This window comes from Flavobacterium sp. ST-158, assembly GCF_058309975.1.
Map to the genome: position 1 here is coordinate 170,545 of NZ_JBZEEN010000009.1, position 12,563 is coordinate 183,107.

Sequence of the window (12,563 nt, forward strand, 5' to 3'; positions counted from 1 at the left end):
TATACTGATATACTTTTGTATACTAACAATAAATACAAGACCTCATGGAACAATTAATTAGTTTTAAAGAAGCCAAAGCCTGCCCTATTCAATTTGTTTTAGCGGTAAATGATACGTTGAATGTAATTAGCGGCAAATGGAAACTACCTATTATAGGTACGCTACTTTTCGAAAAGAGACGTTTTACGGATATTCAAAGAAACATCCCGAAGATTACTCCGCGAATGTTATCCAAAGAATTGAAGGATTTAGAAATGAACGGAATGGTAAAACGTACCGTTTATGACACCACTCCTATTTCAGTAGAATATGAATTAACCGAATCTGGAAAATTACTGAGTGATGTACTGGACAAAATGTTAGAATGGGGTTTGCAACATCGCGAAGCAACACTTTCTAAAAGTTAATCCACAAAACTCTCATCTTTAAAACCTATTAAATACAATTTGTTTTTGGCACGGGTCATGGCAGTATACAACCATCGAATATAATCTCTATCAATTCCGTTAGGTAAATAGGGTTGTTCAATAAAAACCGTATTCCATTGTCCACCTTGTGATTTATGACAAGTGATGGCATAAGAAAATTTAACCTGAAGTCCATTAAAGTATTCGTTAGCTTTTACTTTCTGGAATTGTTTGAATTTGGTTTCACCTTCGTAATCTTTTAAAACTTCCTGATACAATCTATTGGACTCTTCATAAGTTAATGATGGCGATTCGCTTTTTATGGTATCCAATAATAAAACCGTTTCAAAAGGTTTTTGGTTGGGGTAATCCACCATTCTGATTTTTACTTGAGCAAACTTAAAACTATACAATTCGATAATTTTAAAAATTTCTAAGACCTCTATAATATCGCCATTGGCAATAAAGCCAGCTTCGTCAGAATCTTTCAACCAGAAATAATTATTCTTGACAACCATCAAGAAATCTCCTGTGGACAATTCACTTTCTTTGTCTAAAATTTTAGTTCTAATTTGCTCATTATATTGATTGGCTCTTTTATTAGAACGAACAATAAAAGCAGTATCCTCTATACTATAATTACTGTAGGCTGAATTGATGGCATCCTGAATATCATAACCATCCACTAAACGAACAATGTCTTTGAATTTTTTGACATCAAACTGAAAATCGGTAATGAAAGAATCTTTCAACAATTCACGCAATTCGGTAGCATTAAACAAAATTCCCGAATCTTCTTCCTGACGCATGACTTCATTTAATTCAATATGTTCTACTTCCTTATTATAATGTAGACTTAAGGTATCAATATCCAAAGCCGGACTCACATCTAAATTGACTGGTGGCAACTGAGCGGTATCTCCCAACAAAATCATTTTGCAATTGGTTCCCGAATACACATACGAAATCAAATCATCCAACAAGGAACCGTTTTCATATAATTTAGAATCCGAGTTAGTGTCCGAAATCATCGAAGCTTCATCGACAATGAAAATAGTGTTTTTATGTTTGTTGGGTTGCAAAGTAAACGAAACACCACCACCAGAAGATTTCTTAGGAAAGTAGATTTTTTTATGAATGGTAAAAGCCGGTTTTTCTGAATAGTTAGCAATTACCTTAGCCGCGCGACCCGTTGGCGCCAGCAATACATACTTTTTATTGATTTCTTGTAAATTATTGACAATGGTCGAAATTACCGTTGTCTTTCCAGTTCCCGCATATCCTTTCAATACAAAAATAGTATCATTATAAGTATCGGTTAAAAATATAGCAATCTTTTGAAAAAAAATATCCTGATTGTAAGTGGGCGAAAAAGGAAACTTCTTTTTTAAAAGGCTATAAAACTGGGAGGAAATCATGTATTGTATTTTAACTTCAAAGATAGTTTTTTTTGAGCCATATAAACCAAATAAGTTTTTTTGAAATGGGTTATATTGAAAATCTAAAAGTATAAAGTGCATATAAGTATTTCGATTTTATATTCATTTATGAAATATTTGGTTATAAAAAACTTATCGAATCTCCGCGATTCCTTTGCGACACTTTGTGGCAAAACTTTCAATGTGTATTATTGCTGTTGGCATTAAAATTTGTAAGTTTGCCAATGATAAAAAATCTTCATTAATGGACATCACCGAAAAGAAATATAAAAAACTCTCCATTCAAGTTTCCTTGACCGGACTTTCTTTTTGCTGTTTTGACACTTTAAACAATACGGTTTCTTCATTCAAAGAAATTCATTTTGATCCTTTTGAAAAAAACTTAAAAATAGAAGATTTGTTTGCCAATGCTTTTGCAGAGCATCCTGAGTTGAACGAACAATATGATGATGTTTTGGTTATACATAGTAACAATCTATCTACTTTTGTTCCGTCTCCACTTTTTGACGAAAATTACCTGGGAAGTTATTTGCAATACAATACCAAAGTTTTTGAAACTGATTTTTTTGCTTTTGATGAAATCAGCAATTACGAAATCAATGCCGTTTATATTCCATATGTGAATATGAACAATTTCTTTATTGACAAATTTGGCTCTTTCGAATACAAACATGCCAACAGTATTTTAGTCACTAAATTATTGGATGCATCCAAAAATATTGATACTAAAAAAATGATGGTTCATTTTAATAGTACTCATTTTGAAATTATAGTCATTCAAAATCAAAAATTGTTGTTGTTTAATTCTTTTGAATACCAAACTCCCGAAGATTTTATTTATTACATTTTGTTCACTGCTGAACAACTCCAAATGAATCCCGAAAATTTTCCTTTGGAATTAATTGGGAACATCGCAACCGAAAGTCCTTTTTACAAAATCGCATACAAATATATTCGCAATGTTTCACTTATTGATGTGGAAGATTTACGATGGAACAATTATTTTTCTGAGGCCGAAAACAGAAATCATTTTATACTTTTCAATTCATGAGAATCATTTCAGGGAAATACAAAGGAAGACGCATTAACCCTCCAAAAGGCTTACCTGTTCGTCCTACAACCGATATGTCCAAAGAAGCTTTGTTCAATGTTTTAAACAATCATTTTAGTTTTGATGGTTTAAAAGTCTTGGACTTATTTGCTGGAACTGGAAATATTAGTTACGAATTTGCTTCTCGCGGAAGTTCGCCTATCACTTCTGTGGATGGTGATTTTGGCTGTGTAAAATTCATCAAACAAACGGCTGCCGAATATGATTTTCCTATTGCCGCAACCAAAAGTGATGTTTTTAAGTTTCTGGAAAAATGCAATACTTCTTATGATATCGTTTTTGCCGATCCTCCTTACGGATTAGACCAAGCCACTTTTGAAAAAGTAGTTTTACTGGTTTTTGAAAGAAACATTCTTAACGAAGAAGGAATGATGATAATTGAACATTCCAAATACACAAAATTAGACCACTTAATCAATTTTTCTTTTCAGAAAAGTTACGGTGGTTCTATTTTTAGCTTTTTCGAATTTGATTTAGAAGAAGAAGTTGATGATAACGATGAAAATGATGGCGAAGAAGAATAACTAGCCATTCCATTGAAACCATAAAAACAAAACCATTAAGAAATTAAGTATTATTAAGTTGGTATCTTAAATTTCTTAATAGTTTTATTTTGTTTTAAATAAAAAAAAAAAACAGACCTATAAGCCGGATTCTGTATTCGCCGAGGCGAACCCTTATCATTTATCTAGCCTTGTTGTTACCAACAAGATCAAGCTACCTACCCTTCAGCAACGGACGAGAAACCCTTAAATGCTGATATACTTGGTATTTCACCGCATAGAGTTTACCTGGTTTCACTACAGCATTACCTGTACATACTTTCTGTTGCACTTGTCCTATTCGCCTGAACGAATGACGGGTGTTACCCGCTATGCTTCTCTATGGTGTCCGGACTTTCCTCTCTCCGCCAAGGCGAACAGCGATAAGGCGGTCTGTGCGGCAAAAGTACAATAATTAAACCGTGACAACAAGAGAAACAAAACTACTTTATCAAGCTTTTTGTAACATAGTAAATATAAATTGGTTATATTTAAGTAACTTTTTAATTTCTAAAAAAACAAAATTATGAATACAATATACCACTATGAATCTGTTTCAAAAGCTTTAGATGAACTGAACGAAAATGGTTTTAATTACGACTTCAACCAACATGAAGATGTAATATTAAAAAACCCAAGTCATTACGAGATTAAACATATTTACCGTTATGAAGGAGAATCCAACCCTGATGACGAAGCGATTGTTTTTGGCATCCAATCCAAATCAGGTAAAAAAGGGGTTTATGTAGCCGGTTTTGCTGCCAATTCTATTACTGAAGCAGGGCAAATATTATTAGACATTAGTATAAAAGCAAGAAAAAAATAGACTTCAAATTTTCTAAAATCTTTCAATAGTTAAATTTTTCAATCTTTAAATTAAACCCTATATTTGCTTTCGAATAAAAATTTCTATGGAACAATTTATAGTATCAGCACGCAAATACCGTCCGCAAACATTTAATGATGTAGTGGGACAAAAAGCGATTACCAATACTTTATTGAATGCTATAGAAAACAACCATTTGGCTTCTGCCCTTTTATTTACAGGGCCTAGAGGTGTTGGAAAAACAACTTGTGCTCGAATTTTAGCTCGAAAAATCAACCAACCTGGTTACGATGATCCTAATGAAGACTTTGCTTTTAATGTTTTCGAATTGGATGCTGCTTCAAACAACTCGGTAGATGATATTCGTAATCTAATTGACCAAGTTCGTATCCCGCCACAAACTGGAAAATACAAAGTCTATATTATAGATGAGGTGCACATGTTGTCATCGGCAGCTTTTAATGCTTTCCTGAAAACATTAGAAGAACCACCTAAACATGCCATTTTTATTTTGGCCACGACCGAAAAACATAAAATCATTCCAACGATTTTATCTCGTTGTCAAATATTTGATTTCAAAAGAATTACCGTAAAAGATGCCAAAGAACATTTGGCTGAAGTAGCGCAGAACCAAGGAATTGAGTTTGAAGATGATGCGTTGCACATTATTGCTCAAAAAGCCGATGGTGCCATGCGCGATGCTTTGTCTATTTTTGACCGCGTAGTTTCCTATTGCGGAACTAATTTAACGCGTCAGGCAGTTACCGAAAACTTGAACGTACTGGATTATGAAACTTACATTACTGTAACCGATTTAATCTTAGAAAATAAAATCCCTGATTTATTGATGAGTTTCAACGATATTCTTGCCAAAGGATTTGACGCTCATCATTTTGTAGCTGGTTTAGCTTCGCACTTTAGAGATTTATTGGTAAGCAAAACACCTGCAACTTTAAGTTTATTAGAAGTAGGGGAACAAGCTCAAAAAATGTATGGAATTCAGGCTCAAAAATGCACTCAAGAATTTCTTTTACAAGGAATTGCTATTGCAAATGAATGCGATTTAAAGTATAAGCTGAGTCAAAATCAGCGATTATTGGTTGAACTTTGTTTGATGCAATTAGCCTCTATCACTTTTGATGGAGAAAAAAAAAAGTTGAGTCCTTTATAATTCCACCTACTTATTTTAGAAAAAACGATTATTCAATAGTAGACCAATCCAAAAAAACTATTGAAAAACCAGCTTCAACTCCAGCAACTCCTTCAAAAGAAGTTCCCGCTGCTCCTGTAACAGCAGAAACGCCTAAAAAAGTAGAAAACGAAGTCACTGGACCACAGTTTTCGGCTTTATCTTTATCTAGTATTCGCGCCAAAAAAGCATTAGAAGACACTAAAAAAGTTGTAGTTAGACAAACTGTTGAACTGCCTACGGAACCATTTACCGAAACAGAAATGTTATTGCAATGGAATAATTACGCCAAAAGATTAGGTGATAAAGGTTTCCGAATTATGGAATCTTTACTACTGATAAACGATCCTGTTTTAAACGGAACCACTATTAGTATTGAGTTACCCAACGAGGGTTCCAAATTAGATTTTGAAAAAGAAATGAATGGACTTTTGGGACATTTAAGAGGACATTTGCACAATCACAATGTCAATATAGAAGTGATTGTCAATGAAAACGTGTCTATCAAGAAAGCATTAAACGATCAAGATAAATACAATCGTTTACAAGAAATAAATCCAAACATAGACCTGTTGCGCTCTACATTTGGATTAGATATAAATGCTTAAAATTTAATTTTTTTCGTTTTCTAAAATCCGTTTTTCTATTCTAGAATCAGGAACTAACCACATCAAGGCAACAATTAAGTAGATTGCCAATGAAATCCATTGGTTAAAAAAGGAAATAAAGATTGCTACTAAATATAAAGCATCTGATAGTTTCCCTTTAATATCTTTACCTACTGCCTGCGCTAGAAAGGATTTTTTACCGTCTAAACATATAATTGTAGCTTGCAAAATAGCAAATGCTATAGCCGACATAAAAAGTACGATACCATAAACTGTTACAGTAGCTTTTGCAAAATTATGTTCCCCCATCCAGGCAGTTGATGCAGGAATCAAAGAAAGCCAAAAAAGCAAATGCAAATTTGCCCACAAAACTCTACCATTGACTCTAGTGGTACTATGCAATAAATGATGGTGATTGTTCCAATAAATACCAACATAAATAAAACTCAGGATATAACTCAAAAAAACTGGAAAAAGAGTTAACAAGTCATTGAAAAATTCTCCTTCGGGAACTTTTAATTCTAAAACCATGATAGTAATAACAATTGCTAAAACACCATCACTAAAGGCTTCTAATCTGTTTTTATTCATATTAATTATTATATTTTACCAAAATACATGGCTTTTACAATACCGTCAGAAAGTCCAATTTTAGGAACATAAATATTTCTAGCTCCACTCCATTTCATGGCATTAAGATAAATACGAACAGCCGGAATAATTACATCGGCACGATCGGGATTCAAGCCTAATTCAGAAATTCTTTGGTCGTAAGTAAGCGAATTTAAAAATGCATATTGTGAATTAACATACAGATAAGACAGAGGTTTATCCTGCATCTTCCCAGACATTTTGAATAATTTATTGATATTTCCACCAGAACCTATCAAAGTAACTTCATCAAAACCAGCAGTGTTTGTTTTTATCCATTTTTCAATTTCTTGCCAAACTACATCACAAACCATTTCATTCAACAAACGAACAGTACCTACTTTAAAAGATCTAGAATTTACAATTTTACCATCCGAGAATAAAGTAAACTCTGTACTCCCCCCTCCTACATCAACAAATAAATAGGTTTTATCTGTTTTTAAGAGATGATGCAAATCAGTCGATGCTATAATAGCTGCTTCTTTTTTACCATCAATAATTTCAATTTTAATATCTGCTTTTTTCTTAATTAGCGCAACCACTTCTTTTCCATTATAAGCCTCGCGCATAGCCGAAGTAGCAAATGCTTTATAGGCTTCTACTTTATGAACTTTCATCAAAAGATTGAAAGCTTTCATCGCATCAACCATACGATCCCTATTTTCATCTGATATTTCACCAACAGTAAAAGCATCTTGTCCTAAACGAATAGGTACACGCACCAAAGCACTTTTGTTAAATTGAGTTTCTTTTCCTTCTTGCTCTACAATATTGACTACTAACAATCGCATGGCGTTAGACCCAATATCAATGGCGGCGTATTTTTTTATTTTAATCATTCTTTCTTATTGTTATTTTTCACTTTTGCTAAAAGATAGTTTCTTTTAACATACCTATTTTTCTTTGATAATATTTATAGGTTTCTAATTGTGCTCTAAATATATTTTCGCCGTCATTAGGCCTATACTTATTGTCTAATTTATCTGAATGATAACGAGCTTTTACATTTCCTTTCCAACCAATATCGAAATTTTCAATCAATTCGTTTTTAATTTCTTGATCATATATAGGACAAGTAACTTCTACTCGTCCATCTAAATTTCGAGTCATAAAATCGGCAGAAGAAATATAAACTTCAGTTTGACCTCCATTCCCAAAAATATAAACACGTGAATGTTCAAGATAATTATCTACAATACTTATGGCTTCAATATTTTCACTAAGCCCTTTAATACCAGGTATCAAAGAACAAATCCCTCTTACTTCAAGTTGAATTTTCACACCAGCTTTACTAGCTTCGTACAGTTTATCAATCATTGCAAAATCAGATAAACTATTCATTTTTAATTTCATATAAGCCACTCTTCCGGCAAGAGCATGAGAAATTTCTCTATCAATAAATTTATAAAATTTGGAACGCGTATAGTGTGGAGAAACAATAAGATGTTTGTAACGATGTACTCTATAATTAATATTAAAAAACTCAAAAATCTTCGAAATATCTTTTAAAATTTGCTGATGACTGGTAAAAAGAGTAACATCTGTATAGATTTTAGCGGTAGATTCATTAAAATTCCCTGTAGAAATAAATCCGTAACGTCTGTTTTTTCCGTTCTCAATTCTTTCGATAACACATATTTTACTGTGTACTTTTAATCCTTTAATACCAAAAATCAAATCAATTCCTTCTTGCTGCATTTGCTCAGCATAAGAAATATTAGAAGCTTCATCAAAACGAGCTTGCAATTCGATTTGAACTGTTACTTTCTTTCCGTTTTTTGCTGCATTTATTAGCGAACTAATAATTTGAGAGTTTTTAGCTAAACGGTATAAAGTGATTTTAATGGTTGTTACTTTTGGATCCAAAGCAGCTTCTCTTAAAAACTTAGTCAAATAGGAAAATGACTGATAAGGAGCATGCAAAAGATAATCTTTTTTACTAATTTTTTCAAGAATACTACCTTCTAGACTCAACCCCGGAATGGGTAATGGAATATTTTTTTTGTATAATAAATCAAACCTACCCAAATTTGGGAACTCCATATAATCCCTTCTGTTATGATATCTTCCACCAGGAATAATACTATCTGTAGAGACAATTTTCATTTTATCCAAGAAAAACTGTAAAGTGTCTTCTTCAATTAATTGATCGTATATAAAACGAACAGGTTCTCCAATTCGACGGTCTTTAACACTGGTTGATATTTTTTCGAGCATACTTTTACTCAAATCACTATCAATTTCTAACTGAGCATCTCTACTAATTTTTATCATGTGAGCAGAAATACTATCGTAGTCAAAAATATTAAAGATACTTTTTAGATTGTGTCGAATAACATCATCAATTAGAATAACATATTTTTTATTGTCATTGGAAGGTAACACCACAAAACGATTCATGGTTTTGGGAATTTCTATTATAGCATAATGGACTTCGGCATCCTTTTCCATAACCAGTTTAACAGCCAAATATCCAATATTATCTTTCAATAATGGAAATTCAGCCAAGTCATTTAAGATAATAGTAACCAATTCAGGGCTTAAAGTCTGAATAAAGAAATCTTTTAAGAAAACTTCTTGCTCGTCTGAAATTTCATTTTCATTAATAATAAAAATATTTTCTGTTTCAAGTTTTGATTCAATTTCCTTCAGAATTGCTAAACTTTCTGTTTGATGCTGAATTACAATTTCGGTGATATCTTTTACTAATTGTTGCGCCGATATGCCTCCTAAAATTTTTTCTCCGGTTTTTCCAGATAAACTTAACCTACGAATTGCCGCAAAACGAACTCTAAAAAACTCGTCTAAGTTATTGGAAAAAATTCCTAAAAATCGTAATCTGTCTAATAATGGAACCGAATCGTCTGCTGCCTCTTGGAGTACTCTGGCATTAAATGCTAACCAACTTTTTTCTCTATCAATATACTTTTGATCAAACATTTTTTATTTTAAATCTTTTGGAATTATTATTTTTTTTGTTTTGCCTTTATTTATTTTATCCCAATAATCTGTATCAAATTCTAGTGAAACAAAGCCACTGGTAGGAACATTATCAATAAATTGATTTCCAAATTTATTAACAAAATTTGTAATTGCAGCATTATGCCCAAAAAGAATTACACTATCAAAGGTATTATCGTTCGATTTAATTATTTCCTCTAATTTTTTTTCATCAAAAGTGTATAATTCGTCCTTGAAAACAATATTATCTATAGGATAAGATATATTTTGGGCAAAAATTATTGCTGTATCCGAAGCCCTTTTGGCAATACTGCTCCAAATAACAAAAGTCTTTGGTAAGAATTTAAAAACATTTAGAGACACTAAATGTGCATCTTTCATCCCTCTTTGATCCAGTGGTCTATCGATATCTTTCAATGGTAAATCCCAACTGGATTTAGCATGTCTAATTAAAATTAAGTTTTTCATTGAATTATTTTTTATCTAACAATTATATTTTTTTGAATTTCATTATTAGAAAGATACAATTAATCTTGGAATAATTTAACAGTAGAAATAAAAAATATCAGATATACTACTCCGTCTTTCAATTGGTTCTAACACATTTTAAAAATTCTATTTTTTTTGTAATACTAAAATTACTTTTGTTAATTTTTAACGTATTTTATCTTATATTTTTGCGTTTTATCGATATTTTTATTGCACCATTCATTTTTAAACTATAAGTTTGATTTATAATTTATATAAAAAACAACATTTAAAACAAAAAAAACAATATCTAAGTTGTTAACAATTTGTTGTTTAAAAGATACTTTAAAACTTAATTCTTTAACATATTTTTTACTTATGGCAGAACAATATATAAAAGCATTAACAGATTTTTAGGGTTTGTTTTACAATAAAAAATGCTTTTTAACGAGTATTTGGGTTATTTAAAGAGAAAAAGAATAATAAAAAGAATATGTAAATAAATTAGCTTAATAATTTATAGACTTTAAAAATATATCTAATTCATTGACTAAAATTTAGCTCCAACCATATTTAAAATTGATTATATGAAAACAATTCTACCTAACTTAAAACTAAAACAAAATTTTCTATTTGTTTTAGTACTATTCCTTCTAAGTATAGCAAATGTCTTTTCACAAAATACAAATGTTACATTTGATAATACAAATGCATCGTTAACAACAACTTCAGCTTGTAGTTTTACTGGATGTACAGCTGGAGATGTGACCTTTGGCGACGTATACTTAGGTGATAATCTTGGAAACTTAGCTACTTTAGCTTATGTAACAAATCCTGTAAATGGATTATATGTATGGGTTACAATTGCATCTAATAGCTCCAAACATGATTTATTATTTCAATTTGACTATTTAGTTGGTGGAGTTCGTAAAAATTTCGATAATACAAATTTTGTTGGAGCAACAACAGATAGATTAACAATCAAAATTAGGGGAAGTATTATTACGGCAGGTTCTAAATATAGAATGGCTCAAATTACAAACTATTCAGCTGGCCAATCTCTTGAATTAAAAAATATTTATTTAGGATGGTCAACACCAGGACAGGCTATTTCTTCTAGTGAAAACATATCAAAAATTACTTGCAATAGCCCAAAATGTAGTAGTGCCTATTTAGATGGGATAATTATAAAGACACCATTATTTGCTGATTTTTCTATTAATAAAAATTGTGATGGTGGTTCTTTTCAAAAGGTAGTTTATACTAGTACTTCAACTGGGGTAGAAACAAATACTAATTACACTTGGTCTTTTCCTGGAGCAGAAACTATTTCACCAACTAACTTAACAACTGCAGGTCCTTATACAGTAACTTATTCTTCAGCTGGCCCACATAGTGTTAGCTTAACTATTTCTGATCCAACAAATTCAGTAATTCCAAATACAAAAACAGTCAGTGATATAACTGTTGCCGCTTGTTGTACTACACCTGTCATAGCAAATAAAACAACAACAATTTGTAGTGGTAGTTCATTTAGCGTTTCTCCAGTTAATGGTGGTTCAGAAGTGGTTCCATCTGGAACTACTTACTCTTGGAGTGCACCAAGTGTATCAGGAATTACGGGAACACTAGCAGGAACAAATGCTTCAAATATTAGTGGCACTCTAATTAACTCAACAACTTCGCCCATTAATGTTCCTTATACTGTAACTCCTAAATCAGGTAGTTGTACTGGTACTCCTTTTACAGTTACTGTTACTGTAAATCCATTACCAACAGCTATTATTAACGGAACAAATGCGGTATGTAAAGATGGTACACCTCCAACTATAACTTTTACGGGGGCATCTGGAACAGTTCCGTATACTTTTACTTATAAAATTAATGGAGGAACTGATTTAACAATCACTACTACAAGTGGTAATTCTGTAACAGTAGCTGCTCCTACTAATACAGCCGGAACTTTTACATACTCGTTGGTTAGTGTTAAAGATGCTAGTACAACGACTTGTTCTCAAGCACAAACTGGTTCTGCTATCATTACTGTAAATGATCCACCAACAGCAACAATTAGCGGTATTCTAACAGCATGTTTAACTACAACTTTAACTGCTAATACAAATGCATCATCTCCTACTTATGTTTGGTACAAAAACAATGTTGTTATTCCTAATGAAACAGCATCTACTCTAGTAGTAAATACTAATGGAGATTATAAAGTAAAAATAACTAATGGTTTAACTTCTTGCGAGACCACTTCAGCTTCATCTACAGTTAATGTTGAAGATAACATCAACCCAACCATCACTTGTGCGGCTCCAGTAACCGTAAATGTAGATGCAGCTTCTTGTACTACGGCTA

At 31.9% G+C, this 12,563-nt stretch carries 13 protein-coding genes and 1 other RNA gene; 7 read left to right on the forward strand and 7 right to left on the reverse strand.

Annotation, left to right across the window (positions count from 1 at the left end):
* Positions 1-44 precede the first annotated feature (44 nt).
* On the forward strand, positions 45-407 hold the full coding sequence (locus tag AC4FRF_RS14340) for a winged helix-turn-helix transcriptional regulator (protein ID WP_491160390.1): 363 nt from the start codon (positions 45-47) through the stop codon (positions 405-407).
* Here the strand turns inward: AC4FRF_RS14340 and AC4FRF_RS14345 are convergent.
* On the reverse strand, positions 404-1,825 hold the full coding sequence (locus AC4FRF_RS14345) for an ATP-dependent DNA helicase (protein ID WP_491160392.1): 1,422 nt from the start codon (positions 1,823-1,825) through the stop codon (positions 404-406). The two genes, AC4FRF_RS14340 and AC4FRF_RS14345, sit on opposite strands and share 4 nt — an antisense overlap.
* 265 nt (positions 1,826-2,090) lie before the next feature.
* On the opposite strand from AC4FRF_RS14345, the gene AC4FRF_RS14350 reads away from it, so the two are divergent.
* Both AC4FRF_RS14350 and AC4FRF_RS14355 read left to right on the forward strand, forming a co-directional pair.
* Positions 2,091-2,897: a DUF3822 family protein gene (locus AC4FRF_RS14350; RefSeq protein WP_491160394.1), complete on the forward strand. Its 807-nt coding sequence runs from the start codon at positions 2,091-2,093 to the stop codon at positions 2,895-2,897.
* Positions 2,894-3,481 (forward strand): RsmD family RNA methyltransferase, encoded by a 588-nt coding sequence (locus tag AC4FRF_RS14355; RefSeq protein ID WP_491160396.1) that lies wholly within the window; start codon positions 2,894-2,896, stop codon positions 3,479-3,481. Before AC4FRF_RS14350 ends, AC4FRF_RS14355 begins: the two co-directional genes overlap by 4 nt.
* Positions 3,482-3,585: 104 nt before the next feature.
* Here AC4FRF_RS14355 and rnpB read toward each other — a convergent pair.
* Positions 3,586-3,899, reverse strand: an RNA gene (rnpB, locus tag AC4FRF_RS14360) — RNase P RNA component class A.
* Between the two features lie 126 nt (positions 3,900-4,025).
* Between rnpB and AC4FRF_RS14365 the strand changes: the two genes are divergently transcribed.
* The gene (locus tag AC4FRF_RS14365; RefSeq protein WP_491160398.1) at positions 4,026-4,325 is read left to right on the forward strand and encodes a hypothetical protein; all 300 of its coding nucleotides are present in this window, start codon (positions 4,026-4,028) and stop codon (positions 4,323-4,325) included.
* Between the two features lie 85 nt (positions 4,326-4,410).
* Complete coding sequence (gene dnaX, locus AC4FRF_RS14370; RefSeq protein WP_491160400.1) at positions 4,411-5,496, forward strand: DNA polymerase III subunit gamma/tau; 1,086 nt, start codon at positions 4,411-4,413, stop codon at positions 5,494-5,496.
* Between the two features lie 28 nt (positions 5,497-5,524).
* On the opposite strand, the gene AC4FRF_RS14375 is transcribed toward dnaX, so the two are convergent.
* Positions 5,525-5,698, reverse strand: a complete 174-nt coding sequence (locus AC4FRF_RS14375) for a hypothetical protein (RefSeq protein ID WP_491160402.1) — start codon at positions 5,696-5,698, stop codon at positions 5,525-5,527.
* Positions 5,699-5,777: 79 nt separating this feature from the next.
* Here AC4FRF_RS14375 and AC4FRF_RS14380 point away from each other — a divergent pair, with 79 nt between their 5' ends.
* The gene (locus tag AC4FRF_RS14380) at positions 5,778-6,122 is read left to right on the forward strand and encodes a DUF8439 domain-containing protein (RefSeq protein ID WP_491160404.1); all 345 of its coding nucleotides are present in this window, start codon (positions 5,778-5,780) and stop codon (positions 6,120-6,122) included.
* 3 nt (positions 6,123-6,125) lie between these two features.
* Here the strand turns inward: AC4FRF_RS14380 and AC4FRF_RS14385 are convergent, their stop codons facing one another.
* Genes AC4FRF_RS14385 through AC4FRF_RS14400 form a run of 4 tightly spaced genes read right to left on the reverse strand, consistent with a single transcriptional unit; the run spans position 6,126 to position 10,202 of the window.
* Complete coding sequence (locus AC4FRF_RS14385) at positions 6,126-6,713, reverse strand: TMEM175 family protein (RefSeq protein ID WP_491160406.1); 588 nt, start codon at positions 6,711-6,713, stop codon at positions 6,126-6,128.
* Between the two features lie 8 nt (positions 6,714-6,721).
* A complete protein-coding gene (locus AC4FRF_RS14390) occupies positions 6,722-7,612 on the reverse strand; it encodes a Ppx/GppA phosphatase family protein (protein WP_491160408.1) in 891 nt (296 codons plus the stop codon).
* A 28-nt stretch (positions 7,613-7,640) separates the two neighbouring features.
* Positions 7,641-9,713, reverse strand: coding sequence for a polyphosphate kinase 1 (ppk1, locus tag AC4FRF_RS14395; protein ID WP_491160410.1), 2,073 nt, complete (start codon positions 9,711-9,713; stop codon positions 7,641-7,643).
* 3 nt (positions 9,714-9,716) lie between these two features.
* Positions 9,717-10,202, reverse strand: coding sequence for a SixA phosphatase family protein (locus tag AC4FRF_RS14400; protein WP_491160412.1), 486 nt, complete (start codon positions 10,200-10,202; stop codon positions 9,717-9,719).
* A 587-nt stretch (positions 10,203-10,789) separates the two neighbouring features.
* On the opposite strand from AC4FRF_RS14400, the gene AC4FRF_RS14405 reads away from it, so the two are divergent.
* Positions 10,790-12,563 (forward strand): PKD-like domain-containing protein (locus AC4FRF_RS14405; protein ID WP_491160414.1); only part of this gene is annotated, 1,774 nt, incomplete at its 3' end.

Excerpts from the sequence above, each read along its gene's own strand:
- AC4FRF_RS14355 (WP_491160396.1), top strand. The coding sequence starts at position 2,894 with ATGAGAATCATTTCAGGGAAATACAAAGGAAGACGCATTAACCCTCCA.
- AC4FRF_RS14340 (WP_491160390.1), top strand. The coding sequence starts at position 45 with ATGGAACAATTAATTAGTTTTAAAGAAGCCAAAGCCTGCCCTATTCAA.
- AC4FRF_RS14345 (WP_491160392.1), bottom strand. The coding sequence starts at position 1,825 with ATGATTTCCTCCCAGTTTTATAGCCTTTTAAAAAAGAAGTTTCCTTTT.
- AC4FRF_RS14390 (WP_491160408.1), bottom strand. The coding sequence starts at position 7,612 with ATGATTAAAATAAAAAAATACGCCGCCATTGATATTGGGTCTAACGCC.
- AC4FRF_RS14400 (WP_491160412.1), bottom strand. The coding sequence starts at position 10,202 with ATGAAAAACTTAATTTTAATTAGACATGCTAAATCCAGTTGGGATTTA.
- ppk1 (WP_491160410.1), bottom strand. The coding sequence starts at position 9,713 with ATGTTTGATCAAAAGTATATTGATAGAGAAAAAAGTTGGTTAGCATTT.
- AC4FRF_RS14350 (WP_491160394.1), top strand. The coding sequence starts at position 2,091 with ATGGACATCACCGAAAAGAAATATAAAAAACTCTCCATTCAAGTTTCC.
- AC4FRF_RS14365 (WP_491160398.1), top strand. The coding sequence starts at position 4,026 with ATGAATACAATATACCACTATGAATCTGTTTCAAAAGCTTTAGATGAA.
- dnaX (WP_491160400.1), top strand. The coding sequence starts at position 4,411 with ATGGAACAATTTATAGTATCAGCACGCAAATACCGTCCGCAAACATTT.
- AC4FRF_RS14380 (WP_491160404.1), top strand. The coding sequence starts at position 5,778 with ATGTTATTGCAATGGAATAATTACGCCAAAAGATTAGGTGATAAAGGT.
- AC4FRF_RS14385 (WP_491160406.1), bottom strand. The coding sequence starts at position 6,713 with ATGAATAAAAACAGATTAGAAGCCTTTAGTGATGGTGTTTTAGCAATT.